The organism is Hymenobacter terrestris (assembly GCF_013377905.1).
Lineage (GTDB): Bacteria > Bacteroidota > Bacteroidia > Cytophagales > Hymenobacteraceae > Hymenobacter > Hymenobacter terrestris.
Map to the genome: position 1 here is coordinate 40,996 of NZ_JABKAV010000006.1, position 15,792 is coordinate 56,787.

Sequence of the window (15,792 nt, forward strand, 5' to 3'; positions counted from 1 at the left end):
AAGGTAAGGTTTTGAGCGGGGAAGTTTTTTGCCTTAAAAACCCGAGGGGTTTATAGCTCAGCGGGTCAGGGACTGAAAGCAGGTGTACAAAGCGCCGCTTCATGTCGCAGCAGTTCAAATTTTTAGCTGGTAAAAGCCCCCGTCCAGGTTCCTCGCACCAGGCGGGGCCGGCCGAAAATATCCTCGTGGCTCCCTACGGCAGAGTAGCCCAGCCCGCGCAACAGCTCCTCCGTCTCGGGTGCAAACTGCTCGTTGATTTCGAAGTACAGCACCCCGCCCGCCGCCAGCAGCTCCCGGCCCAACTCAGCAATGCGGCGGTAGAACAGCAACGGATCATGATCGGGGACAAACAGGGCGGTGGCGGGCTCGTAGGTCAGCACGTTGGGCCGCATCAGGGTCCGCTCATTTTCCAGCACGTAGGGCGGGTTGCTCACCAGCACGTCCAATGGCGCATCCAGCCGGGGCACGGCGGCCAGAATATCTACTTGTTGAAAGTCCACTGCTACGCCGTACCGCGCCGCATTGCGCCGGGCCACCGCCAGCGCTTCGGCCGATACATCAACGGCCGTGAACCGGGCCCCAGGCAGCCGGGCGGCCAGCGCCAGCGGAATGCAGCCCGAGCCGGTGCCCACATCCAACACCCGCAGCCCGGAGCGGCCGCGCTGCTCGCGGGCAATCAGCTCTACCAGTTCCTCGGTTTCGGGGCGCGGAATGAGGGTGGCGGGCGTTACGTCCAGCTCCAGCCCGGCAAAGTGGGCCACGCCCAGCACGTATTGCAACGGTTCGTGGCGCAACAGCCGCGCCTGCATAGCGGGCAGCGTGTCCAACCGAACGTCTTCCCCAAGCGGCTCATCAGCCCGCATGCGGCGTTGCAGGGGTGTGAGGTCAAGCAGGTGTTCGAGCACTTGGGCAGCCATAGCCTCGGCTTCCGGGGGTTCGTAAATTGCCTGCAGGGCAGTGCGAAGGTCGGCGGTGAGCTGGCGGAGCGTGGGCATGGGGCAAAAGTACGGCCTCTGCCCCAGCCGCCGGCTCCATTTAGGCCGGCCGCGCATCTTCACCCTCCCACCCCTTGCGCTTGCCCCCCCCACTTGTGTTCTCGCCTACACCCAACTTCCACCCGCTGATGATGCGCCGCGCCCTCGATCTGGCCCGGCTGGGCACCGGTTTCGCCCGGCCCAACCCATTGGTGGGCTGCGTTATCACCCACGAAGGCCGCATTATCGGGGAAGGCTGGCACCGGCAATACGGCGGCCCCCACGCCGAAGTAAACGCCATCAACAGTGTGGTGGAGCCGGAGCTGCTACCCCGCAGCCGGGTGTACGTGACGCTGGAGCCCTGCACCCACCACGGCAAAACCCCACCCTGCGCCGACTTACTAATCGAAAAGCAGGTGGCGGAAGTTGTTATCTGCAACGCTGACCCCAACCCGCTGGTGGCTGGCCGGGGCATCACGAAGCTACGCGAGGCCGGAATCAAAGTGGAAACCGGCGTACTGGAAGCGGAAGGTCGTTGGCTGAACCGGCGCTTCTTCACGGCCCAGGAACAGCAACGGCCCTACGTGGTGCTCAAGTGGGCCGAAACTGCCGACGGCTATTTGGCAGGACCCTATTACCAATCGGTGGCCATAAGCGGCGAGCAGAGCCGGGTAGCGGTGCACCAGTGGCGGGCCGAGGAGCAGGCCATTCTGGTGGGCACCCGCACGGCCCTGCACGACAACCCCCGCCTGAATGTGCGCGAGTGGCCTGGGCAGAACCCACTGCGCCTAGTCATCGACAAAAACCTGAGCCTACCGCCTACGCATCACCTCTTCGACGGCGCCCAACCCACACTGGTATTCACCTACCGCGAGCGGGCCAGCCGCCCCAATCTCGAATTTGTGGTGCTTTCGGAAGCGGAAGACCTTTTCCCGCAGATGCTGCGCCAGCTGTACCAGCGGCAGGTACAGTCGGTGCTGGTAGAAGGCGGCACCACAGTACTCAACTCGCTGCTCAAAGATGGCCTCTGGGATGAAGCCCGCGTTATTCGGGCTCCCAAGCGGCTGGGCGGCGGCGTGCCTGCGCCCAAGCTGGGCCTGTGCGGCCTGCACGAGCAGTTCCGGCTGGGTGAGGATGAGGTATTTGTGTTTTTACGAGCTATTGGCTAGCTGGTCGTGCTGTAGGGGCGGGGCTTGTCGCTGCCCGCCGTTCGCGCTACTGCAACGGTTCCGTTCAACGGCACAACCTATAGCACAAAAGCCCCTGCCGGCCCTCCTCCCTGAGAGGAGAAGAGCCGGCAGGGGCTTTGCTTTTTGAACCGAGCTAACAGCAGAAAGCCATCAGCTAACGGCTCAAAAACTATGCGTTGTCGTGCGCTTCGGCTGAAGCGGGAGCCGAGGTGTGAACCTCCGAGGCAACTACGTTGCCGGCTACTACCGATACGAACGAACGGTCTTTGCGGCCCTTGCGGAACTGCACCGTACCGTCGATCATAGCGAACAGAGTGTGGTCCTTGCCCATACCCACGTTCTGGCCGGGGTGGTGCTTGGTACCGCGCTGACGCACGATGATGTTGCCGGAGATGATGGACTGACCACCGAAGATCTTAACGCCTAAGCGCTTGGATTCCGATTCGCGGCCGTTATTGGAGCTACCTACGCCTTTCTTATGTGCCATTTTGTTTGAGCTATAAGCTGCAAGCTACAAGCTGCAAGCTTTATGGTGGAATTGAGCCCGATACTTACTAAACAACAGGCTTGCAGCTTGTGGCTTGCAGCTTGCCGCTCAATAATTACGCGATGCTGTTGATCATTACTTTGGTGAACTGCTGACGGTGACCGTTCAGCTTCTTGTAGCCCTTACGGCGCTTCTTCTTGAATACAAGCACCTTGTCGCCCTTCACGTGGGCGAGGATGGTACCGGTTACGGTCACGTCCAGCAGCGGCGAGCCGATGGTGAGGGTTCCGTTATCATCGGTCAGCAGGGCTTTGCCCAGCTGCACCTCGTCGCCAACGTTGCCAGCCAAACGGTGGGCGTATACAAATTTATTGGCTTCGACCTTGGTCTGCTTACCGGCTATGTTGACAATTGCGTACATCGGCGTCTAGGTGTTTCTGAAAATTGGAAGGCAAAAGTACCCGTAACGTTTCACATATCCAAACTCTAACTGACTAAATAGCAGAGCGCCTATCCAAACAGCCGCTAAACGCACTTATCTAAGGAACACGCTGACGGGTACGCGAATAACACTCTGTGGATAACTATCATTATCCACAGGGCAAATGTGGATAACTATTTCACTTTTTTCACTTTCAGGCTATAAAAAACCCTGATTTGGGCCTTTCTGTCTCTCCACTGCTCCGGCGGCCCCAGTTCGGAACAGGGCAGTAGCTGGCCAGCGGTGGGATGGGCAGAAAATGTTAGCACGAGGTCGCCTTTCCCAAAGTGGTGGGCTATCTTTGGTTTTGAGCCGCGCTGAGAAGCCGGTAAACATTGTTTCCGAGCCCGAGTTAGCCAAGTGCGGCCTTCCCCGCACTGCTATTTTCCGCCTTTCACCCCGTCTGCATGGAACCCTTACTCACCGAAAACCCCAACCGCTTCGTTCTTTTCCCGATTCAGCACGACGACGTGTGGCAGTTCTACAAGAAGGCGGAAGCGTCGTTCTGGACGGCCGAGGAAATTGACCTGAGCCAGGACCAGAAGGACTGGGACAACCTCAACGATGGCGAGCGGCACTTCATTTCGCACGTGCTGGCTTTCTTCGCGGCTTCCGACGGCATCGTGAACGAGAACCTGGCCATCAACTTCATGCAGGAAGTGCAGATGGCTGAGGCCCGCTGCTTCTATGGTTTCCAGGTGATGATGGAAAACATCCACAGCGAGACCTACTCGCTGCTGATTGACACCTACATCAAAGACCCCAAGCAGAAGGACTACCTCTTCAACGCCCTCGAAACGGTACCCTGCGTGAAGAAAAAAGGCGACTGGGCCATTAAGTGGATCAACTCGGAGAACTTCACTGAGCGCTTGATTGCCTTTGCCGCCGTGGAGGGCATCTTCTTTTCGGGTTCGTTCTGCTCCATTTTCTGGCTGAAAAAGCGCGGCCTGATGCCGGGCCTTACGTTCAGCAACGAGCTGATTTCGCGCGACGAAGGGCTGCACTGCGACTTCGCCTGCCTGCTCTACAAAGACCACCTGCAGAACAAGCTGCCCGAGACCCGGGTACAGGAAATCATCCGCGACGCCGTAAGCATCGAGCAGGAGTTCGTGACCGACGCGCTGCCCGTGAACCTGATTGGCATGAACGCCAAGAGCATGAACCAGTACATTGAGTTCGTGGCCGACCGCCTGCTGGAATCGTTAGGTTACAGCCGCATCTACAACGCCACCAACCCCTTCGATTTCATGGAAATGATTTCGCTGCAGGGCAAAACCAACTTCTTCGAGAAGCGCGTGGCCGAGTACCAGAAAGCCGGCGTGATGAGCGAGCGGACCGAAAACGCCTTCTCGCTCGACGAGGACTTTTAAGCTGAAAGTCAGCACTGTCATACCTAAAAAGGCTCCGCTTCCTGTCTGGGAAGCGGAGCCTTTTTGGTTGGGTTACCATTGCGCTAGGCGCTGTATCAAGCGCATGAGCTACTCCCTTGAACCCCGCGACCAATGGCCCCTGCCGGGCCAGGTAGACCCCAGCCTGTCGCCCTGCGCCTTTTGCCGCCGCCGGCTGCGCCTCAACGGCAAGCCTGTATTTACCTCTTGCTCCTGCAAAGACTTCGGGCCGGGCGTAACGGTGGGGGCGCTGGCTGTAGGGGCGCTGCTGGTGCTGGGCGGCGCGGTGTGGCTGGGGAAGCGGAGCCGGTAAGACGGCCCCATTCGCCAGGGCGCACTTCCCCAAACTGAGCCGGCAGCAGTTTCCGATTGATTAAAGCCCGCGTTCTTCCGCGCCCCGTGCGCCGGAAAGCGCGGGCTTTTGGTTGTCCTACCGGCCGCCGCGTCCGGCCCCGATACCACATCGGCACCAATCCGCCAACTTAAAATTTCGGCCGCCTGCTATTCTATATAGTAAAAGCCGAACGCCAAAAACCGCCTGAACTGCACCGTTTTAGGCTAATGTGGAAAACTTATGAAAAGAAGGTTTGTCCTAGCCGACAGATAGGAATATCTTCCGGTATCAATGCCTGCGTCCGACCGCTTCGCCCGGCTTGATTGAACCAGACTCCGCGCCTCGGCTGACTGCCAACTGCAATCAGCCGGAGCCTACTTCTACTCCATTACCCTTTCAACCAGTACGCTTATGTTGGTACTCAAGCGCGACGGCCGCCGCGAATCCGTGAAGTTCGACAAGGTTACGGCCCGCATCGAAAAGCTCTGCTACGGCCTGAACATGAACTTCGTGTCGCCGATTGAGGTGGCCAAAAAGGTGATTGACGGCATTTATGACGGCGTAACGACGGTGGAGCTCGACAACCTGGCTGCCGAAACCGCCGCCTCGCTCACCACCAAGCACCCCGACTACGCGATTCTGGCCGCCCGCATTGCCGTGAGCAACCTGCACAAGGTGACCAGCAAGTCGTTCAGCAGCACCATGAAGCGGCTGCACACCTACGAGGACCCCAAAACGGGCGACAACGCCTCGCTCGTGGCCCAGGATGTGTGGGACATCGTGCACGCCAACGCGGCGACGCTCGACTCGGCCATCATTTATGACCGAGACTACAACTACGACTACTTCGGCTTTAAAACGCTGGAGCGGAGCTACCTGCTGCGCCTCGATGGCAAGGTGGTGGAGCGGCCTCAGCACATGCTGATGCGCGTGGCCGTGGGCATTCATAAGGAAGACATTGCCTCAGCCATTGAGACGTACGAGCTGATGAGCGAGCGGTGGTTTACCCACGCCACGCCTACGCTCTTCAACGCCGGCACGCCCAAGCCCCAGCTGAGCTCCTGCTTCCTGCTCACGATGAAGGACGACTCCATCGACGGCATTTACGACACGCTGAAAAACTGCGCCCTGATTTCGCAATCGGCCGGCGGCATCGGGCTGGCCGTGCACAACGTGCGCGCCACCGGCACCTACATCAAGGGCACCAACGGCACCTCCAACGGCCTCGTGCCCATGCTGAAGGTGTTCAACGACACGGCTCGCTACGTGGACCAGGGCGGCGGCAAGCGCAAGGGCGCTTTCGCCATTTACCTGGAGCCCTGGCATGCCGATATCTTTGACTTCCTGGACCTGAAAAAGAACCACGGCAAGGAGGAGATGCGCGCCCGCGACCTGTTTTTTGCCCTCTGGACGCCCGATTTGTTCATGAAGCGCGTGGAAGCCAACGGCGACTGGACGCTGATGTGCCCCCACGAATGCCCCGGCCTCGACACCAGCCACGGCGCCGAGTTCGAGAAGCTTTACCAGAAGTACGAGCGCGAAGGCAAGGGCCGCAAAACCATTAAGGCCCAGGAGCTGTGGTTTGCCATTCTGGAAAGCCAGACCGAGACCGGCACTCCCTACATGCTGTTCAAGGACGCCGCCAATGGCAAGAGCAACCAGAAGAACCTCGGCACCATTAAGAGCTCCAACCTCTGCACCGAGATTATGGAGTACACCGACGAGCACGAAATTGCCGTGTGCAACCTCGCCTCGTTGGCTCTGCCCCGCTATGTGCGCCCCGACGAAGCCGGTAACCTGTTCTTCGACCACCAGAAGCTCTACGACGTTACCTACCACGCCACGGTGAACCTGAACAAGGTCATCGACATCAACTACTACCCGGTGCCCGAGGCCGAGCGCAGCAACCGCCGCCACCGCCCCATCGGGCTGGGCGTGCAGGGGCTGGCCGATACGTTCATTGCCCTGCGCATGCCCTTCGAGAGCGACGAAGCCACCGGCCTGAACAAGGACATCTTCGAGACGCTGTACTTCGCGGCCATGACGGCCTCCAAGGACCTGGCCCAGCGCGACGGCCACTATGAAACCTTCCCCGGCTCGCCCCTGAGCGAGGGCAAGTTCCAGTTCGACCTCTGGGGCGTAACGCCCGACTCGGGCCGCTGGGACTGGGACGCGCTGCGCGCCGAGGTGATGGAGCACGGCGCCCGCAACTCGTTGCTGGTAGCCCCCATGCCCACGGCCAGCACCGCCCAGATTCTGGGCAACAACGAGTCGTTTGAGCCCTACACGAGCAACATTTACGTGCGCCGGGTGCTCAGCGGCGAGTTCATGGTGGTGAACAAGCACCTGCTCAAGGACCTCATCAAGCTCGGCCTCTGGAACGAGCAGATGAAGACGGCCATTATTGCCGCCAACGGCTCGGTGCAGGATATTCCGAGCATCCCGCAAAACATCAAGGACCTGTATAAAACGGTGTGGGAGATTTCCCAGCGCCGCATCATCGACATGTCGGCCGACCGGGGCGCGTTCATCTGCCAGAGCCAGAGCCTGAACCTGCACGTGCTGAACGTGAACTTCGGCAAGCTCACCAGCATGCACTTCCACAGCTGGAAGAAGGGCCTGAAAACGGGCATGTACTACCTGCGCACCAAAGCCGCCGCCGACGCCATCAAGTTCACGGTGCAGAAGCAAGCCGCCGAAACCCTGGAGCCGCTCAACGTATCGGCCCAGAACGCCTCGGATATGGCCTGCTCGCTCGACGACCCGGAAGGCTGCGAAGCCTGCGGTTCGTAATTGAAAAGAGGGCGAAAAACATTTGTTTTTCGCCCTCTTTTCAATTACGAATAGTAACAATGGCTTGTTCTCGGCCTTACCTCAATACATTCTAATTAACACCATTGCCTATGCGAAAACCTAGGGCTTAGTATGTATTCGTCAGTCGGGAGCCGATTGGAGGCTGCAGCCCATTCTAAGGCCTTAAACGCAAAAGACGGAAGGTTGCCGCCTTCCGTCTTTCAGCGAGGCTGTTTGCCTCATACAACCAACCGTAGTGACACTATGAATTGGAATGCTTTTTTGCGCTATATGCGCCGAGTAGCGACTTTCCTTTCTAGCCTCGCAACCATCAGTACAGCCGGGAAAAAGCTGTGGGATGCTGTAAGCTGGATGAGAATGTTTCTCTAAAGTGGTGATAACCATAGGCTAATGAATTAGCCCCAAAGATCCTCGGTAACGGGCTATCCATTTATGGGTGGCCCGTTTTCCGTTATAACTTCAGTAAAAGTGGTAAAGTTTTCGCACTCTTCCTCAAATCTTAATGAATTTTCTCGAATAATCCTATCACAACACAGGTATACCATAACTGATTCTAAAACAGAATACCACCCAGGAAGAATGGCTATCTTCTGTCATGAAATGAGTTAAGAGATTCAAGATACGTACGCGCCTTCCTCAGCTCGTTAAATAAAATACTATCTATATAGTTGTGAATTTCTCAAGAAAACTCAAGTGTAATTACTCTATATAATTTGAGTCTAGCAGGACTCGATTTGTGTACTGATTTCAGGCAGAATCAATCTCCACTGCCCCGATGCAACAAACCACAACCGTGCCGCCTAGAGCAATCTAGGCGGCTTCTTTCGTTCGGGGCGGGGGAGACATTGGTTGTGCTCCGCTACACTCGCGCCAGAGGTAGCTATGGGAAGCTGTTGGATCACCGAACCATTCGTTTTAGCTTCGCCAACCGCTGCCGCTCCCGGTAGTGGTTGGTTGGCGTTTGGGGCGGTAGCCGCTACCTTGCCGCCGTGCGCTACCGAACTGCTTCCGCTACGTCTTACACCTGGCCCGTCCGGGTAGTGCTGGTCATCTACTCCGCTTGCTTCCTGATTGGCAGCTACACCCACGCGGCGGGCATTTTGCGGCGGGGGCTGCTGGCGTCGCCGGTGCCGGTGGGCATTGGGGTGTTTTGGGATGTGCTGACGCTGCTCGACCCCTTGGCGGCGGTGCTGGTGTGGTGGAGGCCGCGCCTGGGCCTACCGTTGGCCGTAGCCATTATGGCGGTTGATATCAGCGTGAACAGCTACGTGTATGTGGCGGGCTACTTCGGGCCGCCGGTAGCGGGGCTGGTGCCGCTGAGTCTGCTGGAGCAGGCGCTGTTCGGGTTGTTCGTGTTTGTGACGGCGCCAATGGTGTACCGGCTGGTGGCGCGCCCAATAAACGGCGGAACATAAGGGAAAGCCGTATGTTGGTTTCGGTACCCTCCCACTTACTTCCTGCGCCATGAAAGCCCTGCTCCCGCCTACCAGCTACGAATACGCCACCGTGCGGCAGGTGCGCGGCGAGCAGGTGCAGGATGCCACCGATGTGCTGGCCGCCGAGGAGCCGCTCGAAATTCGGGTGGGCTTTGGGGCCGTGGGGCAGCGCGAGCACCGCACGCTGGCTATCACCATGCGCACGCCCGGCCACGATTTTGAGCTGGCCGCCGGCTTCCTGCTTACCGAAGGCCTGCTCACCGGCCCCCAGGATTTGCAGGGCATCCTCTACTGTCCCGACGTAACTAAGGACGAGGAGCGCGAAAACGTGGTGCGGGCCGAGCTGGCCCCGAGCGTGCAGCCCGATTTGCCGCGGCTGGAGCGCCACTTCTACACCAGCAGCAGCTGCGGCGTATGCGGCAAAACCAGCATTGCGGCCGTGCACGCCGCCGGCTGCCCATACCTGCCCATGGGCACGGTGCAGGTGCCAGTTGACGTGATTCATCAGCTGCCCGAGCGCCAGCGCCAGGCCCAGGAGCTGTTCGAGCAAACCGGCGGCCTGCACGCGGCGGCCCTGTTCTCGCCCACCGGCGAGCTGCTGCTGCTGCGCGAAGACGTGGGCCGCCACAACGCCCTCGACAAAGTAATTGGCGCCGCGCTGCTCGCCGGCCAACTGCCGCTGCATAACGCGGTGCTGCTGGTCAGCGGCCGGGCCTCGTTTGAGCTGGTGCAGAAGGCGGCCGTGGCCGGCATCCCCGTGATGGCCGCCGTGGGCGCGCCCTCCTCGCTGGCCGTTTCCGCCGCCCGCGACTTTGGCCTCACGCTCTGCGGCTTCGTGCGCCAGCAGCGGTTCAACATCTACACCCACCCCGAGCGGATAGTGTGAGATTAGGTTCCTTACGTTACGCCTCACCCCCTAGCCCCCTCTCCGAAAAAGGAGAGGGGGAACTAGCCTAAAAATTGAATTCGATTCTAGCTCTAATCCGTTGCATCTAGCTCTAGTTCCCCTTCTCCTTTTTCGGAGAGGGGGCTAGGGGGTGAGGCGCCACAGAAGAACAACCTAACCCCATCAGCCCATGAAGCTCCGCCTCGATGAAACCTCCCTCCGCCTGCGCCTCGAACCGGAGGAAACGGCGGAATTCGGCCGGACCGGGCACCTGGAAACGGCCGTGCCGCTGGGGCCGGGCGCGGCAGGGCTGCTGCGGTACTCGCTGGAGCGCGCCGCCGACGTGCCCGCGCTGACGGTGCGCCAGGAGCTGGGCCGCATCCGGGTGCTGGTGCCGGCGGCGCAGGCGGATAGTTGGGCGGGGTCGGATGAAATCGGTTTGCGCACAAAAGTGGAAGTGGCTGAAAACCAATTCCTGCTTATATTGGTAGAGAAGGACCTGGGCTGCGCGCACTGATTGCTCCGCTACGGTTCTTCCTGCCTCTTCCCTCCCACCTCTGCTATTCGCCTTCTCATGGAAAACTCTCCTGCCAACGACCCCACCAAAGCGGGCCAGGCCAACGCCCAGCAAGCCGAAAATGCCCCCAAAAGCGGCGAACGGCCCGATCAAGGCCAGGCACCGGTGCCCGATAACTACAACCCCACCAACCGCGACACTGTGCCCGACCCGATAAAAGCGCCCGACGTAATCAACGCCAAGTACAACCATCCGATTCTGGCCCAGCCGCCCGAGGCCCTGACCGGCCTGCGCCTGGAATCCCGCCAGACGGTGGCCGCCGGTGTAACGGCCGTTATTAAAAGCATGTCGTTTAGCTGGGGTGAGGGTGGTCTCGACCGCGGCACCCGGGGCCTGCTGAAGATGAACCAGAAGGATGGCTTCGACTGCTCGAGCTGCGCTTGGCCCGACCCCGACCACCACCGCTCCATTGCCGAGTTCTGCGAGAATGGCGCCAAGGCTACCGCTTCGGATGCCGACGACCAAGCCTGCGGACCCGAGTTTTTCGCCCGCCACAGCTTGGCGCAGCTCTCGAAGATGACCGACCGCGACCAGAACAACGCCGGCCGCCTCACCCACCCCATGGTGCTGCGCCACGGCGACAACCACTACAAGCCCATCGAGTGGACTGAGGCCTTCGAGCTGATTGGTAAGGAGCTGAACGCGCTGGCTTCGCCCGACGAGGCCGCGTTTTACACCTCGGGCAAGGTGCCCAACGAGCCGGCCTTTTTGTTCCAGCTCTTCGCCCGGCAGTTCGGCACCAACAACCTGCCCGACTGCTCCAACATGTGCCACGAAAGCAGCGGTGCGGCCCTGAGCAGCACCCTCGGGCTGGGCAAAGGCTCGGTTACGCTCAACGACATTCACGAGGCCGAGGTCATCATGATTATCGGCCAGAACCCGGGCACCAACCACCCCCGGATGCTGAGCGCCCTGCAGGAGGCCAAGCAGAACGGAGCCAAAATCATCAGCGTAAACCCGCTGATTGAAGCCGGCCTCAACCACTTCAAGAACCCCCAGGATTTCATGAAGCCCTTCAAGGCGCTGGGCGCACTGCTGGGCAACGGTACGGTTATCACCGATGTGTACCTGCAGGTGCGCATTGATGGCGACATGGCCCTGCTACGGGGCATCATGAAGCATCTGCTGGTGGCCGAGGAGCTGAATCCCGGCCAGGTATTCGACTTCGAATTCATCAATCAGTACACAAAGGGCTACGAGTCGGCCATTGCCAACATCAAGGCCACGAGCTGGGAGGATATCGAAACGGTGAGCGGCATTTCGCGCGCCGAGCTGCTGGAGGCGGCCAACCTGCTGGCCAACAAGAAGAAAATCATCATCTGCTGGGCTATGGGCCTGACGCAGCAGCGTCAGGGTGTACAAACCATTCAGGAGCTGGTGAACCTGCTGCTGCTGAAGGGTGCCATTGGTAAGCCGGGCGCGGGCACCTGCCCGGTGCGCGGCCACTCCAACGTGCAGGGCGACCGCACGATGGGTATCTGGGAGCAGATGCCGCAGCCCTTCCTCGACAAGCTGGGCGAGGAGTTCAACTTCACCTCCCCCACCGACCACGGCCTCGACGTAGTGGACACCATTAAGGCCATGCACCGCGAGGAAATTAAGGTGTACTTCGGACTGGGCGGCAACCTGCTGGCCGCCGGCCCCGACACCGAGTACATTGCCGAGGCCATGCGCAAGCAGAACCTGACCGTATTCGTGGGCACCAAGCTCAACCGCGGCCACCTCATTACGGGCAAAACCTCCCTGCTGCTACCCTGCTTCACGCACGCCGACATCGACATGCAGAAGAGCGGCCACCAGATGACTTCGTGCGAAAACTCGATGGGCGTGGTGAGCCAGAACAAGGGCGTACTGGAGCCGTTGCGCGGCCAGATGCTGAGCGAAGTGGCTATTCTGGCCGGCGTGGCCATTGCCACGCTGGGCGAGAAAACCAACATTGCCGACTGGGTAGCTATGACGGAGAACTACGACGTTATCCGCGACCACATTGCCCGCGTGATTCCGGGCTTCGAAGGCTTCAACGAGAAGCTGCGGCGGCCCGGCGGGTTCTACCTGCCCAACGGCCCCCGCGACCGGAACTTCACGACCAAAGACGGTATGGCGCACTTCACGACCACCGAGCTGGAGCGCTACGAAGTAGGGGCCGACGAGCTGATTATGATGACGGTGCGCAGCCACGACCAGTTCAACACCACCATCTACGACTACAACGACCGGTACCGCGGCGTGCATAACGAGCGGCGCGTGCTGTTTATGAACGAGCAGGACATGGCCGACCGCGGCCTCAAGGCCAAGGACCTCATCGACATCACCAGCCACTTCGAAGGCCAGGACCGTACGGTGGAGAAGTTCGTGACTGTGCCCTACGACATCCCGCGCGGCAACGTGTCGGCGTACTTCCCCGAGGCCAACCCGCTCATCCCCATCGGCAGCGTGGCCAAAAAGAGCAATACGCCCACCTCGAAATACGTGCGCGTAACCGTGGTGCCCACCCGCAAAACCACCGGTGCCCCGGTAGAGATGCGCCTGGAAGCAGAAGCGAAAGCCTAAGCTGTTAGCTGCAAAAATGAAGAAGGCCCCGCACTTGGTTAAGTGCGGGGCCTTCTTTTTTATGGGATGATGAGTCTATTTAAACGGCAGTTGTTGCCTTGCTGACCTCCGTAATCTGGGTCTGCTAGGCGCTTAGAACGGATACCCGATACCGATATTCAGGCGAAGGCCATCCAAGCCGATGGGGGACTTCTTGTAAAAGTTCTCAAAGCCAGGCGGAACCGAGATTTCAGGGTTTTGGCGTGCTCTGATGTCTTCGTTGGCGTAGGGGTAGCGGATGGGCACGGCGGCATCGAGGCGGATTACGAAGAACTGCACATCAATACGCAGGCCCACGCCCGCGCCCACGGCCAGCTCCTTAAAGAAGGTGTTGAACTGAAACTGGCCGTTTTTACCATCGGGCACGCCGTTTACCGCACCCTCCTCGGTGGTGTTGCCGTTGCTTACAAAGGTGGCGCGGGCGGGGTCGGGGCTTACCAGCCAGATGTTGCCCGCGTCGATAAACAAGGCCCCTTTTACGTAAGGAAACAGATCCTGGCGATACTCCAGGTTGCCTTCGAGCCGGATGTCGCCTACCTGGTCGTAGAAGCCGGCGTCGGCGTTTTCTTCGGGGGTGCGGTAGGTGCCGGGGCCCACGCCGCGGGCCGCAAAGGCCCGTACGCTGTTGGGTCCCCCAATGCCAAATTGCTTCAGGTAGGGCAGTACGCTGGAGTTGAGGTAGGGCAGGCCAGCCCCAACGAGCAGGCGGCCCACAAGTTTGTTGCCACTAGTGGGATTGGCAGACGTGCGGTAGTAGTTGCGGAACTCCAGGTTTACCTTGGAGTACTGCGAAAACGGTCGGTTGAGCAGCGTGTAGGAGCTCTTGCCGGTTTCGGCGTCGGTTTCCTTGGGTGCTCCGCTCAGACTTTTGAGCAGGTAGGCCAAGTTGCCCGAGAGCTCTACTCCGCCGCTGAAGAAAATCTGGTTGCGGCGCTGCTCCAGCACCTGCTGGTTGTAGGTGTAGGTATAGTTGCTGCCCAGAATGAACTGTTGGCGGAAGCTTTGGCGCAGGAAGGGTTTGGTGGCGAGCAGGCGCTCAAACACGGGCTCGTTGGTGCTGCTCACATACTGCAGATCGATGGGTTGCAGACGCTGCTCATTGGTGAGCTTGGTTTTCCAGGTGTAGCCGTAGCCCAGATTGAACACGTTCTGCTGGAAGTAGGTGGTGCGGTTTACGTATTTCACGCCCGCCTCGAAAAACGTGCGGGGCTGGAAATCGGAGTTCAGCAGCCGGAAGTTGAAGGGCGGCGTAATCAGGCGGGGCACCAGCAGCTGGGCATCGAGGCTGTACTGGGTCGAGGTCACGCCCGACAGGGCGTCGCCCTGCCCGGTTTCGATGGAGGCCTTGGCGTTGATGAGCAGCTGTTCGGCCCCACGCAACGCCGAGCGGTTGCGGTACTGCACCACCACGCCGGGCCCCACAAACAGGCTCGACGTGTTCATCTGCAGCTCGGCCCGCAGCGACTTCTTGGGCACCTGCGTCATGCGCACAATGGCATTCAGGAAACCATACTGCAACGAATCGGGCTTGTTGCGGGCGGGCCGGAACTGCTGGTCGACGAAGCGGAAAGTGCCCAGGCTCATCAGGCGGCTCAGCGTCTGATCGGCGCGGCGGCGGCGGTACAGGCTGTCGGGGTAGAGGAAGGTGGCGTTGGCAATGGCCTTGGCCTTGAACATCGACTCGTCGGGGTAGTAGCGGTAGCCGCGGTAGTTGATGGGCGTTTTGTTGGTCGTCGTGTCTTCCAGGGTGTAGTCGGTGTTGAGCACGACGCGGTTGAGCACGTAGGGCTGGGCCGCCTTGGCCGGAATGCTGCCCTTCACCTTCAGGTACACGTTCAGCTGGTTATCCAGCGTGCTATCTACCTGAAACAGCAGGTAGTCGGGCGCGAAATAGTAGTAGCCCCGGTTTTTGAGCTCGTTGTCGATGCGTACCCGCTCGTTCACGAAGGTTTGCAGATTGTAGGGGTCGCCCACTTTCAGCAATGAACCGGCCTGGGTGGCCCGGATGTCGCGGTCGAGCAGCGTATCGCGCTCGGGGAAGAAGATTTCCTTGATGCGGTATACCTGGTTCACGCGGGCCTCGTAATCGACGGCCGCCGTACGCTCCTCCAGCTTGATGTTGCTGCGCACTTCGGGCTTGAAAAAGCCGTCGTTGTTAAGGCGGTTGAGCATGAGGCCGGCTACGCGGGCAGTATCAACTTCGCTGAACAGCACCGGCTCCTCGCCGTATTTGTTGGCCAGCCAATGGCCCAGGCCCTTAGTTTTGCCCACGCCCATGTGCCAGAAATACAGCTTGGGCCGCATGCCCAGAATGGAGGCGTTGGGCTGAGGCGAAATTACGGCCTCCAACTGCGTCTGCACCACCGCCTCGTTCGGAATCGGGGTGCCGGTGTTCGATTTGAGCGTGACCGTGCTGCCGGTGTACAGGCGGGCACCGTCGGGGATAAACTTGAGGCCGCTGCACCCGGCCAGCCCGGCCAGCAGCAGCCCGGCGACCAGCTGGCGGCCGGAGCGGGTAAAGCGGGAGAACAAAGGGCGGAGAGGTTGAAGTTGGGGCACGGATGAGGAATTCTTTGGTATGACGGCTGTCATGCTGAGCGTAGTCAAAGCAGCTCTACCGCTTCGTTGCTGACAAT

At 59.9% G+C, this 15,792-nt stretch carries 12 protein-coding genes; 8 read left to right on the plus strand and 4 right to left on the minus strand.

From position 1 onward, the window contains the following. Window positions 1–122: 122 nt before the first annotated feature. Window positions 123–995 (minus strand): peptide chain release factor N(5)-glutamine methyltransferase, encoded by an 873-nt coding sequence (gene prmC, locus HW556_RS03630; RefSeq protein WP_176898054.1) that lies wholly within the window; start codon window positions 993–995, stop codon window positions 123–125. A gap of 128 nt (window positions 996–1,123) precedes the next feature. Here prmC and ribD point away from each other — a divergent pair, with 128 nt between their 5' ends. Beyond that, complete coding sequence (gene ribD / locus HW556_RS03635) at window positions 1,124–2,143, plus strand: bifunctional diaminohydroxyphosphoribosylaminopyrimidine deaminase/5-amino-6-(5-phosphoribosylamino)uracil reductase RibD (RefSeq protein ID WP_176898191.1); 1,020 nt, start codon at window positions 1,124–1,126, stop codon at window positions 2,141–2,143. A gap of 190 nt (window positions 2,144–2,333) precedes the next feature. On the opposite strand, the gene rpmA is transcribed toward ribD, so the two are convergent. Both rpmA and rplU read right to left on the minus strand, forming a co-directional pair. Then, window positions 2,334–2,651: a 50S ribosomal protein L27 gene (gene rpmA / locus HW556_RS03640; protein WP_176898056.1), complete on the minus strand. Its 318-nt coding sequence runs from the start codon at window positions 2,649–2,651 to the stop codon at window positions 2,334–2,336. A gap of 115 nt (window positions 2,652–2,766) precedes the next feature. Next, window positions 2,767–3,072: a 50S ribosomal protein L21 gene (rplU, locus tag HW556_RS03645; protein WP_088462851.1), complete on the minus strand. Its 306-nt coding sequence runs from the start codon at window positions 3,070–3,072 to the stop codon at window positions 2,767–2,769. A 467-nt stretch (window positions 3,073–3,539) separates the two neighbouring features. Between rplU and HW556_RS03650 the strand changes: the two genes are divergently transcribed. The 7 genes from HW556_RS03650 to HW556_RS03680 all read left to right on the plus strand — a co-directional run bounded on the left by HW556_RS03650 (window position 3,540) and on the right by HW556_RS03680 (window position 13,117). Beyond that, window positions 3,540–4,502, plus strand: coding sequence for a ribonucleoside-diphosphate reductase small subunit (locus tag HW556_RS03650; RefSeq protein ID WP_176898058.1), 963 nt, complete (start codon window positions 3,540–3,542; stop codon window positions 4,500–4,502). 103 nt (window positions 4,503–4,605) lie between these two features. Then, the gene (locus HW556_RS03655) at window positions 4,606–4,833 is read left to right on the plus strand and encodes a hypothetical protein (RefSeq protein WP_176898060.1); all 228 of its coding nucleotides are present in this window, start codon (window positions 4,606–4,608) and stop codon (window positions 4,831–4,833) included. 432 nt (window positions 4,834–5,265) lie between these two features. Beyond that, window positions 5,266–7,647, plus strand: coding sequence for a ribonucleoside-diphosphate reductase subunit alpha (locus tag HW556_RS03660; RefSeq protein ID WP_176898062.1), 2,382 nt, complete (start codon window positions 5,266–5,268; stop codon window positions 7,645–7,647). A gap of 1,010 nt (window positions 7,648–8,657) precedes the next feature. After that, on the plus strand, window positions 8,658–9,083 hold the full coding sequence (locus HW556_RS03665; RefSeq protein ID WP_176898064.1) for a hypothetical protein: 426 nt from the start codon (window positions 8,658–8,660) through the stop codon (window positions 9,081–9,083). Window positions 9,084–9,132: 49 nt separating this feature from the next. Further along, window positions 9,133–9,990, plus strand: coding sequence for a formate dehydrogenase accessory sulfurtransferase FdhD (gene fdhD, locus HW556_RS03670; protein WP_176898066.1), 858 nt, complete (start codon window positions 9,133–9,135; stop codon window positions 9,988–9,990). Window positions 9,991–10,180: 190 nt separating this feature from the next. Beyond that, window positions 10,181–10,507, plus strand: coding sequence for a DUF7009 family protein (locus tag HW556_RS03675; RefSeq protein ID WP_176898068.1), 327 nt, complete (start codon window positions 10,181–10,183; stop codon window positions 10,505–10,507). A 57-nt stretch (window positions 10,508–10,564) separates the two neighbouring features. Beyond that, window positions 10,565–13,117: an FdhF/YdeP family oxidoreductase gene (locus HW556_RS03680; RefSeq protein WP_176898071.1), complete on the plus strand. Its 2,553-nt coding sequence runs from the start codon at window positions 10,565–10,567 to the stop codon at window positions 13,115–13,117. Window positions 13,118–13,249: 132 nt separating this feature from the next. Here the strand turns inward: HW556_RS03680 and tamL are convergent, their stop codons facing one another. Then, complete coding sequence (gene tamL, locus HW556_RS03685; protein ID WP_176898073.1) at window positions 13,250–15,688, minus strand: translocation and assembly module lipoprotein TamL; 2,439 nt, start codon at window positions 15,686–15,688, stop codon at window positions 13,250–13,252. Window positions 15,689–15,792: the final 104 nt, after the last annotated feature.

Coding starts and splice junctions, on each gene's coding strand:
- HW556_RS03650 (WP_176898058.1), top strand. CDS start 3,540: ATGGAACCCTTACTCACCGAAAACCCCAACCGCTTCGTTCTTTTCCCG.
- rpmA (WP_176898056.1), bottom strand. CDS start 2,651: ATGGCACATAAGAAAGGCGTAGGTAGCTCCAATAACGGCCGCGAATCG.
- fdhD (WP_176898066.1), top strand. CDS start 9,133: ATGAAAGCCCTGCTCCCGCCTACCAGCTACGAATACGCCACCGTGCGG.
- HW556_RS03660 (WP_176898062.1), top strand. CDS start 5,266: ATGTTGGTACTCAAGCGCGACGGCCGCCGCGAATCCGTGAAGTTCGAC.
- rplU (WP_088462851.1), bottom strand. CDS start 3,072: ATGTACGCAATTGTCAACATAGCCGGTAAGCAGACCAAGGTCGAAGCC.
- HW556_RS03675 (WP_176898068.1), top strand. CDS start 10,181: ATGAAGCTCCGCCTCGATGAAACCTCCCTCCGCCTGCGCCTCGAACCG.
- prmC (WP_176898054.1), bottom strand. CDS start 995: ATGCCCACGCTCCGCCAGCTCACCGCCGACCTTCGCACTGCCCTGCAG.
- HW556_RS03680 (WP_176898071.1), top strand. CDS start 10,565: ATGGAAAACTCTCCTGCCAACGACCCCACCAAAGCGGGCCAGGCCAAC.
- HW556_RS03655 (WP_176898060.1), top strand. CDS start 4,606: ATGAGCTACTCCCTTGAACCCCGCGACCAATGGCCCCTGCCGGGCCAG.
- ribD (WP_176898191.1), top strand. CDS start 1,124: ATGATGCGCCGCGCCCTCGATCTGGCCCGGCTGGGCACCGGTTTCGCC.